The following is a 22,768-nucleotide window of genomic DNA, read 5'->3' as shown; positions in this document are numbered from 1 at the left end:
ATGAGTTGTTATCACCGATGCCCGGATGTAAAACGGCTGTAGGCTTGGTGATACGTCGCGTTACATAGGTGTAAAAACAACGGCTTGTGTCATAGTTCAGCGTTTTACGGCTGATACACTGCACCGTCACTCAGATCATGCCCAGAGGCTGACTAATGACGGATTCTTCCCGGACTGTTTCGTCCGGCTCCGCCACACCGGTAAATCCCCCCGCTGAACCCGCACACACCCCGCAAGGTATCGACTGGCCCGTCTTCATCATCAGTGGTGGCGTATTGGCAGTGTTTGCCATCGCCGCACTGGTGGATCTCGACGCTGTCTCCGCGCTCATCCAGAGTGCCTTCGGTGTCTCGACCCAATACTTCGGTGCCTACTGGCAAGCGCTGATGCTGGCGACCTTCGTCATCGCCATCGTGCTGACCATCGGCCGTACCGGACGGGTGCGCATGGGCGGGCTGGCGGCGCCGGATATCTCGACGCTGCGCTGGATGGCCATCATCCTGTGTACGTTGCTGGCGGGCGGTGGTGTCTTCTGGGCAGCGGCAGAGCCGATCGCTCACTTCACCTCGCCGCCGCCGGTGTTCGGCGCGGATGCTCCGACAGGCAATGCCGATGCCGCCTACAACGCGCTGGCGCAGAGCTTCATGCACTGGGGCTTTCTGGCCTGGGCGATGCTCGGCAGCCTGACCGGCATCATCTTCATGTACCTGCACTACGAGAAGGGCCTGCCGCTCAAGCCGCGCACGCTGCTCTATCCGCTGTTCGGCGACCGCGTCATGCGTGGCCCCATCGGTGCGCTGGTCGATGCCTGCTGCGTGCTGGCAGTGGTGGCCGGTACCGTCGGCCCCATCGGCTTTCTCGGTCTGCAGGTCAGCTATGGCCTCAATGCGCTGTTCGGCATTCCCGATACCTACGCGACCCAGCTCACGCTGCTGCTCGTGCTGACCGTCATCTATACCCTGTCGGCCGTCAGCGGCGTGACCCGTGGCATCCAGTTCCTGAGCAGCACCAACGTCCTGCTCGGCGGCGCGCTGCTGCTGTTCATCCTGATCATGGGCCCGACCGGCTTCCTGCTCGAAGCCTTCCCGCAGGGCCTGGTGCGCTACGTCGGTGACTTCGTCGCCATGTCTTCCTTCCGGGGTGACGATGGCTGGCTGAATGGCTGGACGCTGTTCTTCTGGGGCTGGTTCATCGGCTATGGCCCGCTGATGGCGATGTTCGTTGCGCGTATCTCGCGTGGCCGCACCCTGCGTCAGATGGTGCTGTTGATCGCAGTCATTTCGCCGCTGGTCACCTGCCTGTGGTTCACCATTATCGGTGGTAGCGGTCTGGCCTTCGAGCTGAGCAACCCGGGCAGCGTCTCCGGCCCGTTCACCGGCTTCAACCTGCCGGCAGCGTTGATCGCCATCACCCAGCAGCTGCCGTTCGGCTTCACCATTTCGGTGCTGTTCCTGGTGCTGACCACGCTGTTCGTCGCCACCACCGGCGACTCGATGACCTACGCGGTCTCGATGGTGATGAGCGGCCACGACAATCCGCCGCGCGGCGTGCGCGTGTTCTGGAGCCTGATGATGGGCGTGGTCGCGGCGCTGCTGATCTCGATGGGCGATGGCGGCATCAATGCGCTGCAATCCTTCATCGTCGTCACCGCCGTGCCGGTGTCGCTGATTCTACTGCCCAGCCTGTGGAACGCTCCGCTGATTGCCCGCCGCATGGCGCGCGAGCAGGGCGTTTGATCAGCCCCCACGTTCGAAAGCCATGAGCGTGTCGCACCATCAAAAACGCCGCCCCGAGGGGCGGCGTTTTCGTGTCTGGCGATCAGTCGTCAGTCATCAGACGCTGACGTTCAGCGTCACATCGATGTTGCCACGCGTCGCGTTGGAGTACGGGCACACCTGGTGCGCCTTCTCGACCAGCGCATCCGCCTCGGCCTTGTCCATGCCCGGCAGGCTGATATCCAGCGCCACCTCGATACCGAAACCGGCCGGAATCTGGCCGATGCCCACCTTACCGGTGATCTCCAGGCCTTCCGGCAGCGTCACGCCGTCAGTGCTGGCCACGTGCTTCATGGCACCGATGAAGCAGGCAGAGTAACCCGCCGCGAACAACTGCTCCGGGTTGGTACCTTCACCGCCACCACCGCCCAGCTCCTTCGGCGTGCTCAGGGTGACATCCAGCGCCCCATCGGAAGAACGCGACTTGCCCTCACGACCCCCCGTGGTAGTGGCTTCTGCACGGTACAGCACTTGTTCGATAGACATGCCTGACTCCTTGAGCGGAAAAGCCCTCAGTCGAGGGATGGAAACAAGATGGCGCCTGTCGGGCAGAGTTTCAATTGCTGAGCGGCGGGCGCCAGACATTCACAGCAGGTGCGCGCGATAGCTCTGCGGGTTGAGCGTCAATTGCGGGTAGAGGTCACCCCTCAAGCAGTACATGTTGGGTTGGGTTAAGAAGCTAAAGATGCGGAAAAGATGGTAGTACTCAGGATTGGCTTGCGAGCATTTGAGTTCATTTGGCGTGATGAAAAAAGCGCACTCTTTGGCAAATGCCGTCGTCTTCACCTCGATCCAACGCTCTCGTCCATCCGCATCAAAGGACAGGACGTCATAGCCCAAGCCATCGCCCTGGGTTTCCGCCACATGTTCGACCTTCTCGGCCAGCGATGTGTGGCCTTCTTTTCTAAGGCGCATCTTCTCAAAGGCCACCACAAAGCGCTCGCCGGCACTCCCCAGTGCATGGTTGCGGGCTTCTCGCGCTAAGTAGTCGCGCTTAACCGGCGTGGGCGTCGCGTAACGCTGTTTGGCTTCCTGCACGCTGGTCTGAGGTGCCTTGGATTGCGGTGGCGTGACAATGATGGAGGTATCTTTGGGGGCCGGCGCATCAATGACCGGCCGGTCTGCTGCATTGCGTGCTGCCTGATCGAATAGCTCAGTACGCAGTAGGTGGCGCTCAACAACATCGACCAGCATGCCCTGATAGTTACTCATCGGCTTGTAGCCGTTGATATAGGGGCAGTCGGCATCGCGCAGCACGGCACTGATATTTTGGTGCTTAAATTCGATAGAAGCTTTTGAGCGATTATTTAATTTCTCGGCAAGCTCACGATTGTGGTCCGTTTTCACGTAATGCTGGCCGCAAAGTTCTGCAACCAGCATCTTCTTGTACGTTTCGACAATCGCTGTGACTTCTTCACCACTCCATGGTTCGGGTCTGCTCATCCGGCTAACTCCTTTGGCGGGATATCACTCGATATTCTGAATCTGCTCACGCATCTGCTCGATCAGCACCTTGAGCTCGACGGCACAGCGGGTGGTGTCGGCGACGACGGATTTGGAGGAAAGAGTGTTGGCTTCGCGGTTGAGTTCCTGCATCAGGAAGTCGAGGCGGCGGCCGATGGGGCCCTTTTGGGTGAGCTGACGACGGACTTCGCCGACGTGGGTGTCGAGGCGGTCGAGTTCTTCGTCGACGTCGGCCTTCTGGGCCATCAGGGTCAGCTCGGCTTCCAGGCGTTGCGGGTCGAGGGTGGCGCGGACTTCTTCGAGGCGGGCGAGCAGGTTCTCGCGCTGACGGGCGAGGATGTCGGGCATCAGGCGACGGACTTCGGCGACGTGGGTGTCGACGCCATCGAGGCGTGCGCTGATCAGCTCGGCGAGGCGTTCGCCTTCGCGGGCGCGGCCTTCGATGTGTTCGTCCAGCGCGCGCTTGAACAGGCTGAGGGCATCGGCCTTGATGCGTTCTTGATCGGCACCTTCGCGCACCAGCACACCGGGGTAGTCGAGCAGGGCGAGGCGTGAGGGCTGCGGGGCGTCCGGGCAGTGCTGGCCGACTTCGGCGAGCACGCGGCTGAGTTCACCCAGGCGTCTGGCATCGACGGCGAGGCTGTCGGCACCGGCTTCGGCGTCAAAGCGCAGCGAGAGTTCGACCTTGCCGCGGTTGAGGCGCTTGCGCAGACCTTCGCGGAAGGCGCTTTCCAGTTCGCGCAGGCTGTCGGGCAGGCGGAAGTGCGGTTCGAGATAGCGCTGGTTCACCGAGCGCAGCTCCAGCGTCAGGGTGCCGTAGTCGGCTTCATGGGTCTGGCGGCTGAAGGCGGTCATGCTGTGGACCATGACGTGCTCCTTGTCGGTTGGCTGTCAGAAGAGGGGCGGTGCATGAGCGACCGCGCTGATAGCCTGAAGTGTACGCGTGCCGCTCTTGAGCGCCCAGTGATCAGGAGCAGGTCCGGCCCGCGCGGTGCGAAGGTCGTCGCCCGTGGCTGCGGCGTGTAGACTCTGGCCTCCCGAATACTGCTACAAGGAATCCCCATGAGCGAAGCCAACGTGACCCGTCCCAGTGGCCGTACCCCGGAGCAGCCGCGCGAGATCCGCCTGACCCGTGAGTTCACTCGTCACGCCGAGGGTTCGGTGCTGGTGGAGTTCGGGGAGACCCGCGTGCTGTGCACCGCCTCTGTCGTGGCGGGCGTGCCGCGCTGGCTGCGCGGTTCCGGCAAGGGCTGGCTGACCGCCGAGTACGGCATGCTGCCGCGTGCGACCCATACCCGTAATGACCGTGAAGCGGCGCGTGGCAAGCAGGGTGGCCGCACGGTGGAGATCCAGCGTCTGATCGGCCGTGCGCTGCGCGCCGCGGTGGACCTGAAGAAGCTGGGCGAATACACCATCACCATCGATTGCGATGTGCTGCAGGCCGATGGCGGCACGCGTACCGCGGCGATCACCGGTGGCTGTGTGGCACTGGTCGATGCGCTGCAGGGCCTGCAGCGTGAGCGCAAGATCAAGACCGACCCGCTGGTGAGTCTGGTCAGCGCCGTCTCGGTCGGCATCTACAAGGGCGTGCCGGTCACCGATCTCGACTACCCGGAAGACAGCAAGGCCGATACCGACATGAATGTCGTGATGGCCGAAGGCAAGGGGCTGATCGAGGTGCAGGGCACGGCCGAAGGCGCGGCCTTCGATCGCGCCGAGCTCAATGCCCTGCTGGATCTCGCCGAGCGTACCGGTGAGCAGCTGTTCGCCGCGCAGCGCACCGCACTCGGCATGCCGGCCGACGCCTGAGCCCTGCGACACGGCGCTGTGTCATGAGTGCCATGTCATGAGTGCTGTGTCGTGAGCGCTTGAGGCCAGACAGAAAACGCCCCCACCGCTTGCGCGATGGGGGCGTTTTCGTCAGTGCCCGAAGGCACATCATGCGACTGGCAGGGTGGCCCGAGGCCGAACGCTCAAGGGGTGACAGCGTGCATCACAGCTCGAGGTCGTACTCGACGATGACCGGTGCGAACTCGCTGAAGGTGGCATCGGTGTCGATCCAGGCGTCCTTGATGTGACGACGCAGGTTCGGGTCGATGACCTGATAGTCGAGGCGCCAGCCTTCCTGACGGGCGCGCGGCTGGTCACTGTCCAGCGCTGGCCACCAGGAGTACTGGTCGGCATCGCGATTGACTTCGCGGAAGGCGTCGATGAAACCGATCGGGCCGAAGACCTGATCCATCCATGCGCGTTCTTCCGGCTTGAAGCCCGGCGTCATTTGATTGTCGGACCAGTTGGCGAGGTCGACAGTCTTGTGGGCCACATGCCAGGTGCCGCAGATCATGTAATCACGACGCTTGCGGCGCAGCTTGCTGAGGTATTCCTGATACTGCTCCATGAAGGCGCCCTTGGCAGCCGGATCACTTCCGTCAGGCATCAGGAAAGAGCAGATGCTGAAGCGGTCGTAATCGGCCTGCAGGTAGCGGCCTTCGTTATCGCACTGCTCGAAGCCCAGTCCATACATGATGGCCTTGGGAATCTGGCGGCAATAGAGGCCAACCCCTGAGAAGCCGTCTTTTTCGGCGTCCAGGAAGTAGCCTTCGTACCCTTCCGGGTAGAGGATGCTGTCGTCGAGCTCGAAGCTCTTGGCCTTGAGGTTCTGGATGCAGACGACGTCGGCGTCCTGACTGGCAAGCCAGTCGAGGAAGCCGCGGCTGACCGCTTCTCGAATACCATTGACGTTAACTGTAGCGATTTTCATACGTGGTCCCTGGTTCGTCGCGCCTGTATGATACCCGAGCTTTAGACGATTTGGTAAATGGCTAACGAATTCAAAGGTGATATCGGATGCAGGACTACCAGCGGGAGTTCATTGAGTTTGCCATTGAGCAGGACGTGCTGCGGTTTGGCGAGTTTACGCTCAAGTCCGGGCGGGTGAGCCCCTACTTCTTCAATGCTGGTCTATTCCGCTCCGGACAGGCCCTGGCACGTCTGGGACGCTTCTATGCGCGTGCCATCGTCGAATCAGGCCTGGAGGCCGATGTGCTGTTCGGCCCGGCGTACAAGGGTATCCCGCTGGGTGCCGTGACGGCCGTGGCGCTGGCTGATCATCATGATCGTGACATGCCGTTCACCTTCAATCGCAAGGAAGCCAAGACCCACGGTGAAGGGGGCTCGTTGGTCGGCGCGCCCCTCGAAGGCCGCGTGATGATCATCGACGATGTCATCACCGCCGGCACCGCCATCGGCGAAGTGATGGAGATCATCCACGCCGAGAGTGCCAAGGCGGCGGGCGTCGTGATCGCACTGGACCGTCAGGAGCGCGCTCCCGATGGTCAGGGAGGCCTGAAGGCGAACAGCGCCATTCAGGAAGTGGAGGCACGTTTCTCCATGCCCGTGGTCAGTATCGTGACGCTCGACCAGGTGCTCGAATATCTGGAACAATACGCACAGCAGGAACTGTCTGGGCATGCGGTCGCGATTCGCGACTACCGTGCGCAATACGGTCTCCAGGGCGCCTGAGAGCGTTCATGACCCGCGCAGCATTACCTTCCCAGTCACGTACAGAGGTGCATACATGACAGCTCACCGTAACATTCTCGGCCTTTCGGCAGCCATCCTCGCTGCCAGTCTGTCCGCCCCGGCCATGGCCGGCAACGCTGACCTCAACCTGAATAGTGAAGCCGTTCAGGGCGAAATCAATGGCGAGATCGGCAATGGCGTCCAGCTCGGCGGCGGTATCCTGTCCAGCGATGACCACGACGACGTCACGGCCGGTCACGTCCAGCTGCTGGGCACCGAGCGCACCAGTGAATACGACGTGGGCCTCGGCGCACGCTGGAGCCAGTACGACACCGACCACGGTGACGGCGGCGGTCTGGGCCTCGGCGGCTACGGCTACTACTACCTGCCGGGCGCACCGCGCGTCTCGCTGGGTGGCTACGGCTACGTGACCCCGGACGTGGCGACCAGCAACGACCTCGAGCACAGCTACGAATACGGCCTGCGCGCACGGTATCAGGTCATCGACAACGTCGAAGGCTATGTCGGCTACCGCAAGGTGAAGGCCGACTTCGAGAACCGTGACGAACGCACACTGGATTCCGGCCCGCTGGTCGGCATGCGTCTGCAGTTCTGAGGGTGGTTCTCGGCAACGCGTGCTCCGCGTGAGTCACGCATTGCGGTAAGATGGCGGGCCCTTCGGGGCCCGCTTTGCGTTGTCATGGCCAGGTGAGCATCGCCGGCCAGCCCCCTGTTTTCGCCTTCTGCCGCGAGTCTGCTCATGCTCGATATCGTGCTCTATCAGCCCGAGATTCCGCCCAATACCGGCAACATCATCCGGCTGTGTGCCAACACCGGTTACCGCCTGCATCTGATCGAGCCGTTGGGGTTCGAGCTGGATGACAAGCGCCTGCGCCGTGCCGGTCTCGATTATCATGAGTGGGCACGTGTGCAGCGCCATGCCAGCCTCGATGACTTCGTGGCGAGCGTGAGACCTTCGCGGGTCTTCGCGCTCTCGACGCGTGGTCGCACCGCGCCGCATGAGGCCAGCTTCCAGGCCGGTGATGCGCTGGTATTCGGCCCCGAGACACGCGGCCTGCCGCAGGCGATGCTCGACAGCCTGCCCCGCGAGCAGGTGTTGCGCCTGCCGATGCTGGCCGACAGCCGCAGCATGAACCTGTCGAATGCCGTCGCCGTGGTTGTCTACGAAAGCTGGCGTCAGCTGGATTTTTCCGGTGCCGTACAGCTCGATTGATCAAACGCATCGTGTTTGAGATGACCTACTTCCCCTCGCCCAGCAGGACACCGTGATGACCGAGATCCGTGATCGCCTCGCCAAGCTCAACCCCCGCCAGCAGGAAGCCGTGCGCGCCATCGATGGCCCCTGTCTGGTGCTGGCCGGTGCCGGATCAGGCAAGACCAGCGTGATCACGACCAAGATCGCCTATCTGGTGCAGGAATGCGGCATGAAGGCACGCAACATCGCCGCCGTGACCTTCACCAACAAGGCGGCGCGCGAGATGAAGGAGCGTGTCGGCAAGATGCTCAAGGGCCGCGAGGGCCACGGGCTGATCGTCTCGACCTTCCACACCCTCGGCCTGACCATCATTCGCGGAGAGCTGAAGACGCTGGGCTACAAGCCGGGCTTCTCGCTGTTCGATACCGATGACGCCAAGGTGTTGATCAAGGAGCTGATGCACAAGGAAGCCGACACCGACGCCGAGCAGATCAACGCGGTGCAGAGCCAGATCTCCACCTGGAAGAATGACCTGATCCTGCCCGGGGCGGCGCTGTCGCATGCCGAGGATGAAGACGCCCAGTACGCCGCGGTGATCTACGAGGCCTACAACCGGCACCTCAAGGCCTACAACGCGGTCGACTTCGATGACCTGATCCTGCTGCCGGTGGTGCTGTTCCGTGATCACCCCGAGGTGCTGGCGCGCTGGCAGCGGCGCATCCACTACATGCTGGTCGATGAGTATCAGGACACCAATATCAGCCAGTATCTGCTGGTGAAGATGCTGATGCAGGAGCGCCAGACCTTCACGGTGGTGGGCGACGATGACCAGTCGATCTACGCCTGGCGCGGCGCGCGCCCGGAGAACCTCGTCACCCTCGGTGAGGACTTCCCGCGCCTGAACCTGATCAAGCTGGAGCAGAACTATCGCTCCACCGGCATCATCCTGCGCGCGGCGAACACCCTGATCGCCAACAATCCCCACGTCTACGACAAGACGCTGTGGTCGCAGATGGGCGATGGCGACCCGATCCGTATCATCATGAATCGCAACGAAGAGGCCGAGGCCGAGCGCGTGGCGGGCGAGATTCTCACGCGGCGTATCAAGGAAGGCGCCGAATGGCGTGACTTCGCGGTGCTCTATCGCGGCAACTTCCAGGCGCGCCTGCTGGAGCTCAAGCTGCAGCACTACCAGATTCCCTACAAGCTCTCCGGCGGCACCTCCTTCTTCGGGCGCAACGAGATCAAGGACGCGATGGCCTACCTGCGTCTGCTGATCAATCCGGCGGACGACAACGCCTTCCTGCGCATCGTCAACGTGCCGCGGCGGGAAGTCGGGCCGGGCACGCTGGAGAAGCTGGCCAACTACGCCACCGGGCGTGGCGTGTCGCTCTACGCCGCCTGCAGCGAGATGGGCCTGCGCGAGCAGCTGAGTGAGCGTGCGCTGGACCGCCTCGGCCGCTTCACCCACACGCTGGACCGCGTGCGCCGCGAGATGGATGCCGGCCAGTCGATCAGCGCCATCCGCGAGCTGTTCCGCGAGGTGGATTACGAAGGCTGGCTGTATCAGAACGCCAGTGCGCCAAAGATCGCCGAGCGGCGCATGGCCAACGTCTGGATTTTGGTCGATCAGCTCGAGAAGTCGATCAGCGGCAATCCGCAGGAAGAGGTGGAGGAGCTGGAGGGCAGCGAGGCGATGATCGGCGATACCGAGACCGGCGATGTCGCGGCGGCCATCTCACGCCTGGTGCTGCGCGACATTCTCGAGCAGCAGGCCGAGGAAGATGACTCCGACCGCGTGCAGCTGCTGACGTTGCATGCCTCCAAGGGTCTGGAGTTCCCGCATGTCTACGTGCTGGGGCTGGAGGAAGACCTGCTGCCGCACCGCAACTCCATCGAGATGGAGACAGTGGAGGAGGAGCGCCGCCTCGCCTACGTGGGCATCACTCGTGCCCGCCGTACATTGGTGCTGACGCTGGCGCGCCAGCGCAAGACCTACGGTGAGATGATGGACTGCGTGCCGAGCCGCTTCCTGGATGAGCTGCCCCCGGAAGACCTCGAGTGGGAAGGGCGGGCCGACAAGCCGCAGGATCAGGAGAAGAAGGTGGCCCGCGGGCGGGATGCCATCGCGGGCCTGCGTTCGCTGCTGGGCTGATGTTTACTGTCGGGTGCTGTGCGCTGAGACTCAGCGCACGGAGTCGAGCAGATAATCCACCGCGGCCTTCACTTCCTCATCGGAAAGCGCCGGGTTGCCGCCCTTGGCCGGCATGGCATTGAAGCCTTCGATGGCGTGGGTGTAGAGCGTCTCGTCGCCCTTGGAGAGTCGGCCTTCCCAGTCGCCGGCCTCGCCCAGGCGCGGGGCACCGGCGGCGCCAGTGGTGTGACAGGCCATGCAGATGCCACCGTAGACCTTCTCGCCGTCTATCGCGCTGGCGGCACTGGCTTGCCCACCAGAGCCGCTGTCCCCCGGCTGCGAGCTCGCTGCCGAGCCATCACCGGCGCAGGCATCGCCCTTCACGCATAGCTCGCCCACCGGCTTGAGTCGCTCGGCAATCGCCTCGCGGGAGTTGTCTGCGGCCTGTGCGGACGCGCTGACAAGCACGCTGAACAGCATCGCGCTCAATGAGAGTGGCAGGGAAGAGCGCTTGAGGGGAAAAGCAGCTGGCCGGCGAGCTTGCATGGCGTGCACCTTTTGGGGCTGTGTATCGAGCCAGTATAGCGCTCGCCGGAGGCGCAGCAACCGCGTGGCTGGCGGGATATCTCGACATCGTAGAATCAAGACGTTACCATAAGTGCGCCTCGGTTCACTGCAACCCTGGCATGCGCGCCCATAGCTCAGCTGGATAGAGTACTGCCCTCCGAAGGCAGGGGTCGCAGGTTCAAATCCTGCTGGGCGCGCCAACGAATTCCCGTCACCGGCGCCATTGCCGGTCGACACCCGAAAAGCCCTCGTACCTCACGGTGCGGGGGCTTTTTGCATTGCGGCGCGCACCAGCGGCGCAGGCGACTTTCTTTGACGTCATCAAACGAGTGTTCTAAAACGGGATGAGCTACGCTGGCGCTTCTCCGCGCGCCGGTCGCTATCGCCTGGTACGCCATACTCGTGGCTGTCTGCCTTCGCTGCTGGCTTCGCCGGCCCTCACTGGATGTTCTCATGACGACTGCCGCCCCTGTTGATCCTGCTTCGCCTGAATCTGTTGTCTCGTCTGCTGGCTCGTCTAATGAGAGCAGCGAGACTGCCACTCGGGAAATCACGCGCATGCAGGCGCTGCTGGAAGACCAGCGCGCCGCCTATGGCCTGTCGCCGATGCCCAGTGCCGACGAGCGCCTGGCCTGGCTGACCTCGCTGCGTGATGCGCTCAAGTCACACGAGGAGGCCCTGATCGCGGCGATCAGCGCCGATTTCGGTCACCGCAGCGCCCATGAGACGCGTCTGGCCGAACTGGTACCGAGCTACGAAGGCATTCGTCATGTACGCCGTCACCTCAAGGGCTGGATGAAGCCCTCCAAGCGCCATGTCAGCGCTGCCTTCCAGCCGGCCTCTGCGCGCGTCGTCTATCAGCCGCTGGGCGTGGTCGGCATCATCGTGCCCTGGAACTATCCCCTCTATCTGGCGATCGGCCCCTTGATCAGCGCCCTGAGTGCCGGCAATCGGGTGATGATCAAGATGAGCGAGTTCACCCCCGAGACCGCCGAGGCGCTGCGCGTGATGCTGCTCGATGCCTTCGATGAGGAGCAGGTGGCCGTGGTGATCGGTGAGGCCGATGTGGCGGCGGCCTTCTCGGCCTTGCCCTTCGACCACTTGCTGTTCACCGGCAGCACGGCGGTCGGCAAGCATGTGATGCGCGCCGCGGCGGACAACCTGACCCCCGTGACGCTGGAGCTGGGCGGCAAGTCGCCGGTGATCATGTCGCGTGAGCTGATGGCGGATGAGGCGCAGCGTCGTGAAGCGGCGGGGCGGCTGGCCTTCGGCAAGGGCATGAACGCCGGCCAGACCTGCGTCGCGCCGGACTACGTGCTGTGCAGTGAGGACCAGGTCCCGCTGCTGGTCACGGCGCTGGGCGAGGCCTTCCAGCGCTTCTATCCGCGCTTCTGCGAGACGCAGGACTATTCGCGCATCATCAATCAGCGTCAGTACCGGCGCTTGCGAGAGGTGCTCGAGGACGCCCTGGCGAAGGGTGCGACACTCAGGCCTCTGGTCGACAGCCCCGACTGGAATGACCCGGAGCTGGTCGAGAAGCGTCTGATGCCGCCGCTGGCGTTGCTCGATGTGACGGATGAGATGCGCGTGATGCAGGAGGAAATCTTCGGCCCGCTGCTGCCGATCGTCGGCCTGGCGGACCCGGGGGCAACGGATGAGGCGGAGAGCGAGACGAGTGTGAAGGGCACGTTGCTGGAGGCACCGGAGGATGCGCTATCCGTCGCGATGGCCTATGTGAACGCCCGGCCCCGGCCGCTGGCGCTGTATTACTTCGGCCACGACAAGCACGAACAGCAGCGGGTCACCGAAGGCACCCATGCGGGCGGAATGTGTCTGAACGACACCCTGCTGCATGTGGCCCAGGATGACATGCCGTTCGGCGGTGTCGGGCCATCCGGGATGGGCCATTATCATGGCAAGGAAGGCTTCCAGACGCTCAGCAAGGCCAAGGGAATCTTCGCCAAGGGACGCATGAATGGCGCGCGACTGATGTATCCGCCCTATGCCGATGGGCCGACAGCGCGCGCCATCCATGGTCTTATCCGCCGCCTGCTGATGCGCTAGGCGATATCAGCGGTGCAGGTCGCCGGCACTTTCCGGCTGGTAATGCAGCGCCTCGATACGCACCTCGTGCAGGCTGCCATCCGGCAGCCGCCACTCGATGAGGCTACCGACCTTGAGGCCGAGCAGGGCAGCCCCCAGTGGCGCCAGCACCGACAGGCCGTCCTGCTGGTCGGGCAGCGCATGCGGATAGACCAGCGTGCGCACCAGAGTCTGCTGGCGGGTCAGGTCCGTGAACTCCACGCGGCTGTTCATGCTGACGATATCGGCGGGCACCTCGTGAGGCTCGACGACCTCGCCGCGCTCCAGCTCGTCCTCAAGCTGTTCTGCCACCTGACGGTCGGCGGCGGCAACGCGATCAATCAGGCGCTCGAGGCGTTCGGCGTCCAGGCGATTGATGATGATCGAGGGAAGTGTGGCCATGAGACCTCCTGTCAGTCGTGGTGTCAGCCCCTTGCGAGCAAGGCCTTGCTGGACACCAAAAAAACAGCCCTCCGCCGGGAAGGGCGAAGGACTGTGTGCAGAAGTCATCATATAAACTTCGCTCGGCGATGGATAGCCCATTCAGGCAACTGAGGTCAGCGCGAGGACAGACCCGCTCACTCCCGCGTCAGGCGCTGGAGCTGACGAACAGCCAGTCAGTGATCTCGTCGCGATTGAGCACGACCAGCTGCTGGGCGCGCGGAGACTCTTCCAGATGGTCCGGATTGATGCCCAGCTCGCGCAGGACGTATTGCACCAGAGCACCGCGTGTCGGCAGGTGCAGCTCGCCATCCACCATGCCGTGGTCCTGCTCTATCAGGCCGCGCTCGGCGGGCGTCAGGCGCGGGTCGGCGCCCAGCTTCAAGGTGACGCGCGTCTCCCAGCCTTCATCGCACTCGCGCTGGCTGCCCTCGAGGGCTTCACCGAACAGCTCCGGCACCGCGCGGAATCGAGACAGCACGAAGTCACGAAAAGCCCGGTTCTTCTCGCAGAAGGCGCGCACATGCCAGCGGCCAGCGGCGTAGACCAGCGTATGCGGACACAGGATGCGCTCCTCCCCCTGGGGAGAGTTGAGAGAGGCATAGGTCACCTCGAGACGCGCGCCCTGACTGGCGGCTTCAATCAAGGCCCTGACCACCGGCGGACTGGCGCTGCGTGACGGCAGGCGCAGGGCCTCGGTGTTTGCCTGGCCTAGCCCCAACCCGGTGAAATGCGGATTCAGATTGTCGTGATTGCCCAGCAATTGCAGGTATTCATCGACCTCACCCCGCGTCAGCATGGGGCAGAAATTCGCCGACGGACGGTAGCCCTTGATGACGGGGTCATACTCGAGATTGTTCTCGGCGACCGTCTCGCGGTAGGTCTTCATGACGCGCGAGGCTTGCTGTCTGGCGATACCGAAGGCGTTGCCCAGATGACGCGAAGTGACTCGCCCCTCCCACAAGGCGATGATCTCGATCAGGCGGTAACGCGCCAGCGTGTCCCATGGCAGGACTTCGAGGCGTTGCTTGATGCTCATTGCTGAATCCTTTCATACGGGTCTTCTGGAGCGTATTCGTGACGCATTGCACACACCTGGCTTGGCAATGGCGACACATGGCGAGTGCTCACGAGGATCGGTAAGAGGACCCTGCTCCGGGTGGCGTGTGGCGAACAAGTCTTCGTTAACTGCAGGATATGCATAAAGAAAGCTCCGGCAGAAGATACCTGCTCCGTTGCGTTGACCCTAGTGACTGCGCATCGACGTCTCGTTTTTGCGTCGTCCAAACGCGACGCATCATTAGAATTCGACGATTTATCCTCGCTCGGTGACGTGTGATTGCGCGCTATCAATAGATCAAGACATTACGTTGCGCAGGGGCGTTGGCCGCGTGTGGCATGCTCTGAATGAAGACGCTATATGCGCAACACGAATATGCCTCATATAACCCTCATTTAAGTGTTAGAGATGCCTCAGGCCAAGGTATCGCGCAAAGTTCCCTTATTCTGCGAGCCCTAATAGCGACGCACTTCCTGCAATGACATTCATAAGTATTAGATAGATGGTCATGCTGCCCTTTGCGGCAACAGCGAAAAGTGCTCAAACGCAAAAGACCCGCCGAGTTGGCGGGTCTTTTGCGTTTGAGCACGATGCCCCCTGCCATCAGGCAGGGGGCTGGCTGGGCCAGCTTACTTGCTGGCGCGCTTGCGCTCGTTCTCTTTCAGGTACTTCTTGCGGATACGGATGTGCAGCGGAGTGACTTCCACCAGCTCATCGGAATCCAGGAACTCGATCGCCTGTTCCAGGGTGAAGCGAATCGGCGGCGTCAGCACGATGTTTTCATCGTTGCCGGTAGAACGCATGTTATCGAGCTTCTTGGCCTTGGTCGGGTTCACGACCAGGTCGTTGGCGCGGTTGTGGATACCGACCAGCATGCCTTCATAGACTTCGGTACCGTGACCGATGATCAGCTTGCCACGTTCCTGCAGGGTGTACAGGGCGTAGGACAGCGCCTTGCCCGGCACCATGGAGATCATGACGCCGTTGCGACGCTCGACGCCTGCGCCTTCCTTCAGATCACCGTAGTGATCGAAGCGGCTGGTCAGGATGCCGGTACCGGAGGTCAGGGTCAGGAACTGACCACGGAAGCCGATCAGACCGCGAGACGGGATGATGAAGTCCAGACGCACACGACCCTTGCCATCCGGGTTCATGTTGGTCAGCTCGCCCTTGCGGTAGCCCAGCTCTTCCATGATGGAGCCCTGGTGCTGCTCTTCACAGTCGATGATGACTTCTTCGTACGGCTCCTGCTTCTTGCCGTCGATTTCCTTGATGATCACTTCCGGACGGCCCACGGCCAGCTCGAAGCCTTCACGACGCATGGATTCGATCAGAACGGAGAGGTGAAGCTCACCACGACCGGAGACGACGAACTTCTCCGGAGTCTCGCCCTGTTCGACGCGCAGTGCGACGTTGTGGATCAGTTCCTGGTCCAGACGCTCACGGATGTTGCGGCTGGTGACGAACTTGCCGTCCTGACCGGCGAACGGAGAGTCATTGACCTGGAAGGTCATGGAGACGGTCGGCTCATCGACGGTCAGCGGCGGCAGCGCCTCGACAGTGGCGGTGTCGCAGATGGTGTCGGAGATCGCGAGGTTCTCGATACCGGTGATGCAGACGATGTCGCCGGCAGTCGCCTTGTCGGTCTGCACGCGGTCCAGACCCATGTGAGTCATGACCTGGCCGATCTTGCCCTTACGGACAGCGCCTTCCTTGGTGATGATGGAAACCTGCTGACCCGGGCTGACGGCGCCGCGCTTGATGCGACCCAGACCGATGACGCCGACGTAGCTGTTGTAGTCCAGTGCGGAGATCTGCATCTGGAACGGACCGTCCAGCTCGACCTTCGGCGGCTCGACGATGTCGACGATGGACTGGAACATCGGGTCCATGGTGTCTTTCAGGTCTTCCGGATCCATACCGGCAATGCCGTTGAGGGCAGAGCAGTAGATGATCGGGAAGTCGAGCTGCTCGTCAGTCGCGCCCAGGTTGTCGAACAGATCGAAGATCTGGTCAACGACCCAGTCAGGACGAGAGCCCGGACGGTCGATCTTGTTGACGACGACGATCGGCTTCAGGCCCTGGGCGAATGCCTTCTGGGTCACGAAGCGAGTCTGCGGCATCGGGCCATCGACGGCATCGACCAGCAGCAGCACGGAATCGACCATGGACATCACGCGCTCGACTTCGCCACCGAAGTCAGCGTGCCCAGGGGTATCCACGATGTTGATGTGGTAGTCGTTCCACTGGATCGCGGTGTTCTTCGCGAGAATGGTGATGCCGCGCTCTTTTTCCTGGTCGTTGGAATCCATGATGCGTTCCTGACCCTCGGCCTTGCGGTCCAGGGTGCCAGACTGACTCAGGAGCTTGTCGACCAGGGTAGTTTTACCGTGGTCAACGTGGGCGATGATGGCTATGTTGCGAAGTTTCTCGATCACGACGGGAACCTGTGCGGAAAATGGGCGCTCGCGTACCGGGCGCTTGTGATTTGGGGCGCATTATAGGGGGCATGGCATGCCTCCTGCCAGCATCGTGCATTCACGAGGCGAGTCAGCGAGTGCCTTCAATTGGCCTGAAGTGCCCAAATGGTTGTCTCTCAAGTCTTTTCCGCGCCCTTGTCGCGGATGAAAAAAACTTGTGAGTCGAGGTAAACATGAGGATGAAAGAAAGAAATGACCGCAATGTGATGCTGACGTGATCATCGGGTGTGAGCGGAGAAATCCCCGGGATTCAGTGTTTTGCACCAATGTGGAGCAATGGCGTTTTTTGGTGCACTCAAATGATGAATCTGCACTGCGCGGCAAGAATTTTTGCACCTTGTCGGCCCATCTTTGGTCGGGTTTTCGTGCTGCATGCATGAAGATGGTGATGTTTTTTTTCAGTATATTCATTAGCTTACTGAAATGACCGATGCGGCGTGCGCCATTCTGGCACGCTCGCTGCATTGTTAGAGCATCCTGTCTGATGGCTGGCATAACGACGCCGACCATGAGAGAAAAGGCTTACAAAATAGAGCAATAACCCCAGACAACGCTGACACCAACTGTAACCAGAGCCGCCGGCTCCATCGGAGAATTACCATGGCTGAGAAGACACTTGCCCTGATTGAAGAACACGAAGTCAAGTGGGTTGATCTGCGCTTCACCGACACCAAGGGCAAGGAGCAGCACGTCTCCATCCCGGCGCGTACAGTGGATGAGGAATTCTTCGAGAACGGCCAGATGTTCGATGGTTCCTCCATCGAAGGTTGGAAGGGCATCAACGAATCCGACATGATCCTGATGCCGGACGACGGCACTGCCTTCCTCGACCCGTTCACCGAAGACACCACCCTGGTGCTGCGTTGCGACGTCATCGAGCCGGCCACCATGCAGGGCTATGAGCGCGATCCGCGTTCCGTCGCCAAGCGCGCCGAGGAATTCCTGAAGTCCACCGGTCTGGGCGACACCGCCTTCTTCGGTCCGGAGCCGGAATTCTTCATCTTCGACGAAGTGCACTGGAAGAACGAGATGAACGGTTCCATGTTCAAGATCTCTTCCGAAGAAGGTGCCTGGGCGACCGATTCCACGCCGGAAGGCGGCAACCTGGGTCACCGTCCGCGTTTGAAGGGCGGCTACTTCCCGGTCCCGCCGATCGACAGCTTCCACGATATCCGTGCTGCCATGTGCAACACCCTGGAAGCCATCGGTCAGGAAGTCGAAGTTCACCACCACGAAGTGGCGAACGCCGGCCAGAACGAGATCGGCGTCAAGTTCAACACCCTGGTCAAGAAGGCCGATGAGGTTCAGGAACTCAAGTACGTGATCCACAACGTGGCTCACGCCTACGGCAAGTCCGCGACCTTCATGCCCAAGCCGCTGGTCGGTGACAACGGTTCCGGCATGCACGTTCACCAGTCCTTCTGGAAGGATGGCGACAACCAGTTCGCCGGTGACGAGTACGCGGGTCTGTCTGAAATGGCCCTCTACTACATTGGCGGCATCATCAAGCACGCTCGTGCCCTGAACGCCTTCACCAATGCGTCCACCAACTCCTACAAGCGTCTGGTGCCGGGCTTCGAAGCGCCGGTCATGCTGGCCTACTCTGCCCGCAACCGTTCCGCTTCCATCCGTATCCCGTACACCGCCAGCCCGAAAGGCAAGCGTGTCGAGGCGCGTTTCCCGGATCCGACGGCCAACCCGTACCTGGCGTTCTCCGCGATGCTGATGGCCGGTATCGACGGTATCAAGAACAAGATCCACCCGGGCGACGCGATGGACAAGAACCTCTACGACCTGCCGGCCGAAGAAGCCAAGTCCATCCCGACCGTGGCCGAGAGCCTCGAACAGGCCCTGACCGCGCTGGACGGCGATCGTGAGTTCCTGACCCAGGGCGGCGTCTTCACCGACGACATGATCGATGCCTACCTCGAGCTGAAGGGCGAAGACGTCCAGCGCCTGCGCATGGCGACTCACCCGCTCGAATTCGACATGTATTACAGCGTCTAAGTACAGCAGCGTCTAAGTACTGCAGAGGTTGAGGCAGCCATTCGCTAGCCACGCCATCTGACGGAGTGCCTTCCAGGTGAAGGCCATCCCCGGACGATGACGACAGCAGGGCCATACCGACAGGTGTGGCCCTGTTTTTCGTTGTGGTCCTGTTTTTCGTTGTGGCCCTGTTTTTCATTATGGCCCTGCTTCGTTCTATCTCTTTGCTCTGATCCTTTGCTCTGCCCCTGATCCTTTTCCCTGAGATCCGCCATGCTGCTGACAGACCTGCAGGGCGCGGTGGTAGCCTTGCGTGACAGTCAATGCACACAGGCGTCTTGTCGAAGGCCCCAAATGCTGGCATCAACGCGGTAAGCTTTGTAACTTGTTAGCCTTGTCTTCAGGCAGCAGGATCGCCTGTCGATAGACCCAACCCGCTGGAGCTGCCTGCGGCTTCTGGCCTCCCATGACTCTCTTCAGGAATCTTCGGATGTGGCCCTTCGTATCCTCCCTGCGCGTCGCGAACCCCGCGACTGACTCGCGTGCACTGCCAGCAGCGCGCCCCGAGCCACTGCAGTGCCTGCTGCTGGCAGCGACGCTGATGCTGTCCAGCCTGTCGTTCGATCTACAGGCGGCCCAGGTCTATCGTCACGTCGATGCCAACGGCAACGTGGTCTTCAGTGATCAGCCTGCGGGCGGCAGCAAGGTGCAGCTGACGCCGCTCAGCGTGGTGCCGTCGACGGAATCCCTGCCGCCGCGACGCAGCACGCCGTCGCGCGTGAGTTCTTCCTCATCCAGCGAGAGTACCCGCACCCGGGCGCCTGCGGTGGATGTGGCCTTCCGTGGCTATACCACCTTCACCATCCAGAGCCCGTCCAACGAGGAAACGCTGCAGACCGGGCAGGCGGGCAATCTGGCGGTGCGCCTGGGAATCGAGCCCAAGCTGCGCCCGGAAGACAAGGTGCGCGTGACCGTGGACGGTGCGCCGTCTCAATCCGCCATGCACAGCACCGTCTTCATGGTGCCGGCGCTGGAGCGTGGCAAGCATGTCATCCAGGCGGAGCTGCTGGATTCCACCGGCCGCGTGCGCCAGACCAGCGAGCCGAAGGTGGTCTATGTGCAGCGCGCCAGCGTCAATCTGCCTCGCAACCCCAACAACCCTGCCAACGCTGGCGGTGGTTAGCAGCGTCTGGGCGGCCTTTTTCTTCGCGCCTTTCTCCTTCGCTGACAGGCCGCCTTCGGGCGGCTTTTTCGTGTCTGGGCCAGTCGATGTCGGGCCGCCTGGCGGTGAAGTGAGGCAACGCGGATTCGAGCGCGATTTTCCGCCTGCACCATTTTGGTGCCAATATGAGGGGCCAGAAATGGTTGCACAGCATCGGACGCCGTGTTCTCGGTGCCTGCACCAGACTGGCGCGGTTATTGCAGAACAGGGAGACGTACTGCAGATGGCGAACAAACCCATGCATCAACGACTGCTCGAACACCTGAACACTGCCGTGGTGGTGCTGGACTCACAGCTGCAGATGGTCTGGATGAATCCCGCCGCGGAGACGCTGCTGGCGGTGAGTCTGGTGCGTGTGAAGGGCAGTACGCCCGACAACATGACCGGGCTGGATGACACCCTGATCAATGTGCTGCGCAAGGCGCTGGAGGAGCAGCACCCCTACACCCAGCGTGAGGCCGAGATCATCAACGCGGCCCATGAAGCGCTGACGGTGGATTTCACCGCGACGCCCATCAGCGCCAATGAACTGCTGGTCGAGATAGAACCGCGTGACCGCCTGATGCAGATCTCGCGCGAAGAAGCGCTGATCGCCCGCCAGGAGGCGGTCAAGGTGCTGACGCGTGGTCTCGCGCATGAGGTCAAGAATCCGCTCGGCGGCATTCGTGGTGCCGCCCAGCTGCTCGAACGTGATCTGCCCGAACCGCAGATGGTGGAGTTCACGCGCATCATCATCGAGGAGGTGGACCGTCTGCGTGATCTGGTCGATCGCATGCTCGGGCCGAACCGGCCGCCGTTGCAGGCGCCGGTCAATGTGCATGCGGTGACCGAGCGGGTGCGGGCCTTGCTGCAGGCGGAAGGCAGCGCCATCACCTTGAGCGCCGACTACGACCCGAGCCTGCCGGAGGTGATCGGCGATGAAGGACAGCTGATCCAGGCGGTGCTCAACATCGCGCGCAATGCCACCCAGGCCCTCAATGAGCAGCCACAGCCCGATTCACCGCAGCCTGACGCCGCCCCCTACGAGATCACGCTGCGGACCCGCGCTCGCCGGCAGTTCACGCTGGGCCATGAGCGCCACCGGCTGGTCTGCGAGCTGGCGATCATCGACAACGGCCCCGGCATCCCGGAGAGCCTGCGCGAGACGCTGTTCTACCCGATGGTCTCGGGGCGCGCCGAAGGCTCAGGGCTCGGGCTGTCGATCGCCCAGGGCATCCTGCACCAGCATCAGGGGTTGATCGAGTGTGACTCGCGCCCCGGCCATACCGAATTCCGATTACTCATTCCGCTAGCCGGCACTTCTGGAGATCACACATGAGCGAGACTGCCCGCGTCTGTATCGTCGATGACGACCGTGCCATTCGCTGGGTGCTGGAGCGCGCTCTGGCACAACCCGACCTCGAGGTGGAAACCTTCGAGCGTGCCGATCAGGCCGAAGCCAGCATCATGCGTCAGTGCCCGGATGTCCTGATCACCGATATCCGCATGCCCGGAACCGATGGTCTCGACCTGATGGCGCGCGTGCGCGAGAAGTACCCGGACCTGCCCGTCATCGTGATGACGGCGCATTCCGACCTCGACAGCGCCGTGGCCTCCTATCAGGGCGGCGCCTTCGAATACCTGCCCAAGCCGTTCGATGTCGATGAAGCGCTGGCGCTGGTTCGGCGCGCCGTGGCACATGCCCGGGAATCCAAGGCGCCCGCCGCCGTGCCGGAAGGACTGACCAAGGAAATCATCGGCGAAGCGCCGGCGATGCAGGAAGTCTTTCGCGCCATCGGCCGCCTGTCTCAGTCGCATATCACCGTCTTGATCAACGGCGAGTCCGGTACCGGCAAGGAGCGCGTGGCCCAGGCGCTGCATCAGCACTCGCCGCGCGCCGCCAAGCCGTTCATCGCGCTCAACATGGCCGCGATTCCCAAGGACCTGATGGAATCGGAGCTGTTCGGCCACGAGAAGGGCGCCTTCACCGGCGCCACGGCGCTGCGCCGCGGGCGCTTCGAGCAGGCCGATGGCGGCACGCTGTTCCTCGATGAGATCGGTGACATGCCCGCCGAGACCCAGACCCGCCTGCTGCGCGTGCTGGCCGATGGCGAGTTCTATCGTGTCGGTGGCATCACGCCGGTCAAGGTCGACGTGCGCATCATCGCCGCGACGCACCAGCACCTGGAAAAGCTGGTCGAGGATGGGCGTTTCCGTGAGGATCTCTTCCACCGCCTCAACGTGATTCGCGTGCATCTGCCGCGCCTGTCGGAGCGTCGCGAAGACATTCCGCGCCTGATGAGCCACTTCCTGGGCGAGGCCGCGCGTGAGCTGTCGACCGAGCCCAAGGTGCTGACGGAGGCCGCGGAGAAACACCTGACGCGCTTCGACTGGCCGGGCAACGTGCGCCAGCTCGAGAACACCTGTCGCTGGCTGACGGTGATGGCCTCGGGGCGTGAAGTGATGATCGAGGACCTGCCGCCGGAGCTGCGCGATGCCAGCGGCACCGAGGCGGCCTCCGGCGATTGGCGTGGTGCCTTCCGCGAGTGGGCGGACCGCGCACTCGCCGCCGGCCACACCCATCTGCTGGAAGAGGCGGTGCCCGATTTCGAGCGCATCCTGATCGAGACGGCTCTCAAGCATACCGGTGGCCGCAAGGGCGAAGCCGCCGAGCTGCTGGGCTGGGGCCGCAACACCCTGACCCGCAAGCTCAAGGTGCTGCTGCCGGCGCTGGCCGAGGACTGAGGAAGGCCTGAGCGGGCTGGAGACAAGGAGAACAGGGTGCCACAATCCCTGTTCTCTTTTTTTATGCGCGTCATTCACCTGTTATCTGCTCGCCG

General features: G+C 62.4%; 19 protein-coding genes and 1 tRNA gene. 12 read left to right on the top strand and 8 right to left on the bottom strand.

Going from position 1 to position 22,768, the window contains the following annotated elements:
- The first annotated feature begins 155 nt into the window (after positions 1-155).
- The gene (locus tag CLAM6_RS17325; protein ID WP_153636711.1) at positions 156-1,736 is read left to right on the top strand and encodes a BCCT family transporter; all 1,581 of its coding nucleotides are present in this window, start codon (positions 156-158) and stop codon (positions 1,734-1,736) included.
- A gap of 96 nt (positions 1,737-1,832) precedes the next feature.
- Here the strand turns inward: CLAM6_RS17325 and CLAM6_RS17320 are convergent, their stop codons facing one another.
- The 3 genes from CLAM6_RS17320 to CLAM6_RS17310 form a co-directional block, all read right to left on the bottom strand.
- Positions 1,833-2,261, bottom strand: a complete 429-nt coding sequence (locus CLAM6_RS17320) for an organic hydroperoxide resistance protein (RefSeq protein WP_054556341.1) — start codon at positions 2,259-2,261, stop codon at positions 1,833-1,835.
- 99 nt (positions 2,262-2,360) lie between these two features.
- On the bottom strand, positions 2,361-3,218 hold the full coding sequence (locus CLAM6_RS17315; RefSeq protein WP_197738694.1) for a DUF3883 domain-containing protein: 858 nt from the start codon (positions 3,216-3,218) through the stop codon (positions 2,361-2,363).
- 24 nt (positions 3,219-3,242) lie between these two features.
- Positions 3,243-4,106 (bottom strand): YicC/YloC family endoribonuclease, encoded by an 864-nt coding sequence (locus CLAM6_RS17310; RefSeq protein WP_107335803.1) that lies wholly within the window; start codon positions 4,104-4,106, stop codon positions 3,243-3,245.
- 195 nt (positions 4,107-4,301) lie between these two features.
- On the opposite strand from CLAM6_RS17310, the gene rph reads away from it, so the two are divergent.
- Positions 4,302-5,048: a ribonuclease PH gene (rph, locus tag CLAM6_RS17305; RefSeq protein ID WP_153636710.1), complete on the top strand. Its 747-nt coding sequence runs from the start codon at positions 4,302-4,304 to the stop codon at positions 5,046-5,048.
- 184 nt (positions 5,049-5,232) lie between these two features.
- Here the strand turns inward: rph and CLAM6_RS17300 are convergent, their stop codons facing one another.
- A complete protein-coding gene (locus CLAM6_RS17300) occupies positions 5,233-6,000 on the bottom strand; it encodes an exodeoxyribonuclease III (protein WP_043331765.1) in 768 nt (255 codons plus the stop codon).
- A gap of 86 nt (positions 6,001-6,086) precedes the next feature.
- Here CLAM6_RS17300 and pyrE point away from each other — a divergent pair, with 86 nt between their 5' ends.
- From pyrE to rep, 4 genes are all read left to right on the top strand, one after another.
- Complete coding sequence (gene pyrE, locus CLAM6_RS17295) at positions 6,087-6,761, top strand: orotate phosphoribosyltransferase (RefSeq protein ID WP_107335804.1); 675 nt, start codon at positions 6,087-6,089, stop codon at positions 6,759-6,761.
- A gap of 55 nt (positions 6,762-6,816) precedes the next feature.
- Complete coding sequence (locus CLAM6_RS17290; RefSeq protein ID WP_153636709.1) at positions 6,817-7,377, top strand: YfaZ family outer membrane protein; 561 nt, start codon at positions 6,817-6,819, stop codon at positions 7,375-7,377.
- 144 nt (positions 7,378-7,521) lie between these two features.
- Positions 7,522-7,995, top strand: a complete 474-nt coding sequence (trmL, locus tag CLAM6_RS17285) for a tRNA (uridine(34)/cytosine(34)/5-carboxymethylaminomethyluridine(34)-2'-O)-methyltransferase TrmL (RefSeq protein WP_153636708.1) — start codon at positions 7,522-7,524, stop codon at positions 7,993-7,995.
- Between the two features lie 55 nt (positions 7,996-8,050).
- Positions 8,051-10,132, top strand: a complete 2,082-nt coding sequence (gene rep, locus CLAM6_RS17280; protein WP_043331771.1) for a DNA helicase Rep — start codon at positions 8,051-8,053, stop codon at positions 10,130-10,132.
- 30 nt (positions 10,133-10,162) lie between these two features.
- On the opposite strand, the gene CLAM6_RS17275 is transcribed toward rep, so the two are convergent.
- Positions 10,163-10,657, bottom strand: a complete 495-nt coding sequence (locus tag CLAM6_RS17275) for a c-type cytochrome (protein WP_153636707.1) — start codon at positions 10,655-10,657, stop codon at positions 10,163-10,165.
- Between the two features lie 144 nt (positions 10,658-10,801).
- Between CLAM6_RS17275 and CLAM6_RS17270 the strand changes: the two genes are divergently transcribed.
- Both CLAM6_RS17270 and CLAM6_RS17265 read left to right on the top strand, forming a co-directional pair.
- Positions 10,802-10,878, top strand: a tRNA-Arg gene (locus tag CLAM6_RS17270).
- 358 nt (positions 10,879-11,236) lie between these two features.
- Positions 11,237-12,742 carry a coniferyl aldehyde dehydrogenase gene (locus CLAM6_RS17265; RefSeq protein ID WP_153636706.1) on the top strand — a complete coding sequence of 502 codons (1,506 nt, stop codon included), beginning with the start codon at positions 11,237-11,239 and terminating at the stop codon, positions 12,740-12,742.
- A 6-nt stretch (positions 12,743-12,748) separates the two neighbouring features.
- Here the strand turns inward: CLAM6_RS17265 and rnk are convergent, their stop codons facing one another.
- The 3 genes from rnk to typA form a co-directional block, all read right to left on the bottom strand.
- A complete protein-coding gene (rnk, locus tag CLAM6_RS17260; RefSeq protein WP_043331775.1) occupies positions 12,749-13,162 on the bottom strand; it encodes a nucleoside diphosphate kinase regulator in 414 nt (137 codons plus the stop codon).
- Between the two features lie 187 nt (positions 13,163-13,349).
- Positions 13,350-14,240 carry a WYL domain-containing protein gene (locus CLAM6_RS17255; RefSeq protein WP_043331776.1) on the bottom strand — a complete coding sequence of 297 codons (891 nt, stop codon included), beginning with the start codon at positions 14,238-14,240 and terminating at the stop codon, positions 13,350-13,352.
- A gap of 650 nt (positions 14,241-14,890) precedes the next feature.
- Entirely contained in the window at positions 14,891-16,699 is a 1,809-nt protein-coding gene (gene typA, locus CLAM6_RS17250; RefSeq protein WP_043335760.1) for a translational GTPase TypA, read from the bottom strand.
- Between the two features lie 642 nt (positions 16,700-17,341).
- Between typA and glnA the strand changes: the two genes are divergently transcribed.
- From glnA to ntrC, 4 genes are all read left to right on the top strand, one after another.
- The gene (glnA, locus tag CLAM6_RS17245) at positions 17,342-18,748 is read left to right on the top strand and encodes a glutamate--ammonia ligase (RefSeq protein ID WP_043335758.1); all 1,407 of its coding nucleotides are present in this window, start codon (positions 17,342-17,344) and stop codon (positions 18,746-18,748) included.
- Positions 18,749-19,217: 469 nt separating this feature from the next.
- Positions 19,218-19,910: a DUF4124 domain-containing protein gene (locus CLAM6_RS17240; protein ID WP_054556333.1), complete on the top strand. Its 693-nt coding sequence runs from the start codon at positions 19,218-19,220 to the stop codon at positions 19,908-19,910.
- A 262-nt stretch (positions 19,911-20,172) separates the two neighbouring features.
- Positions 20,173-21,267 (top strand): nitrogen regulation protein NR(II), encoded by a 1,095-nt coding sequence (gene glnL, locus CLAM6_RS17235; protein ID WP_263643034.1) that lies wholly within the window; start codon positions 20,173-20,175, stop codon positions 21,265-21,267.
- Entirely contained in the window at positions 21,264-22,673 is a 1,410-nt protein-coding gene (gene ntrC / locus CLAM6_RS17230) for a nitrogen regulation protein NR(I) (protein WP_043335756.1), read from the top strand. Before glnL ends, ntrC begins: the two co-directional genes overlap by 4 nt.
- Positions 22,674-22,768: the final 95 nt, after the last annotated feature.

The organism is Cobetia sp. AM6 (assembly GCF_009617955.1).
GTDB classification, from domain to species: Bacteria; Pseudomonadota; Gammaproteobacteria; order Pseudomonadales; family Halomonadaceae; genus Cobetia; species Cobetia amphilecti.
This window is presented reverse-complemented; position numbering and strand designations above follow the sequence as displayed.

Excerpts from the sequence above, each read along its gene's own strand:
- CLAM6_RS17325 (WP_153636711.1), top strand. The coding sequence starts at position 156 with ATGACGGATTCTTCCCGGACTGTTTCGTCCGGCTCCGCCACACCGGTA.
- CLAM6_RS17320 (WP_054556341.1), bottom strand. The coding sequence starts at position 2,261 with ATGTCTATCGAACAAGTGCTGTACCGTGCAGAAGCCACTACCACGGGG.
- CLAM6_RS17315 (WP_197738694.1), bottom strand. The coding sequence starts at position 3,218 with ATGAGCAGACCCGAACCATGGAGTGGTGAAGAAGTCACAGCGATTGTC.
- CLAM6_RS17310 (WP_107335803.1), bottom strand. The coding sequence starts at position 4,106 with ATGGTCCACAGCATGACCGCCTTCAGCCGCCAGACCCATGAAGCCGAC.
- rph (WP_153636710.1), top strand. The coding sequence starts at position 4,302 with ATGAGCGAAGCCAACGTGACCCGTCCCAGTGGCCGTACCCCGGAGCAG.
- CLAM6_RS17300 (WP_043331765.1), bottom strand. The coding sequence starts at position 6,000 with ATGAAAATCGCTACAGTTAACGTCAATGGTATTCGAGAAGCGGTCAGC.
- pyrE (WP_107335804.1), top strand. The coding sequence starts at position 6,087 with ATGCAGGACTACCAGCGGGAGTTCATTGAGTTTGCCATTGAGCAGGAC.
- CLAM6_RS17290 (WP_153636709.1), top strand. The coding sequence starts at position 6,817 with ATGACAGCTCACCGTAACATTCTCGGCCTTTCGGCAGCCATCCTCGCT.
- trmL (WP_153636708.1), top strand. The coding sequence starts at position 7,522 with ATGCTCGATATCGTGCTCTATCAGCCCGAGATTCCGCCCAATACCGGC.
- rep (WP_043331771.1), top strand. The coding sequence starts at position 8,051 with ATGACCGAGATCCGTGATCGCCTCGCCAAGCTCAACCCCCGCCAGCAG.
- CLAM6_RS17275 (WP_153636707.1), bottom strand. The coding sequence starts at position 10,657 with ATGCAAGCTCGCCGGCCAGCTGCTTTTCCCCTCAAGCGCTCTTCCCTG.
- CLAM6_RS17265 (WP_153636706.1), top strand. The coding sequence starts at position 11,237 with ATGCAGGCGCTGCTGGAAGACCAGCGCGCCGCCTATGGCCTGTCGCCG.
- rnk (WP_043331775.1), bottom strand. The coding sequence starts at position 13,162 with ATGGCCACACTTCCCTCGATCATCATCAATCGCCTGGACGCCGAACGC.
- CLAM6_RS17255 (WP_043331776.1), bottom strand. The coding sequence starts at position 14,240 with ATGAGCATCAAGCAACGCCTCGAAGTCCTGCCATGGGACACGCTGGCG.
- glnA (WP_043335758.1), top strand. The coding sequence starts at position 17,342 with ATGGCTGAGAAGACACTTGCCCTGATTGAAGAACACGAAGTCAAGTGG.
- CLAM6_RS17240 (WP_054556333.1), top strand. The coding sequence starts at position 19,218 with ATGTGGCCCTTCGTATCCTCCCTGCGCGTCGCGAACCCCGCGACTGAC.
- glnL (WP_263643034.1), top strand. The coding sequence starts at position 20,173 with ATGGCGAACAAACCCATGCATCAACGACTGCTCGAACACCTGAACACT.
- ntrC (WP_043335756.1), top strand. The coding sequence starts at position 21,264 with ATGAGCGAGACTGCCCGCGTCTGTATCGTCGATGACGACCGTGCCATT.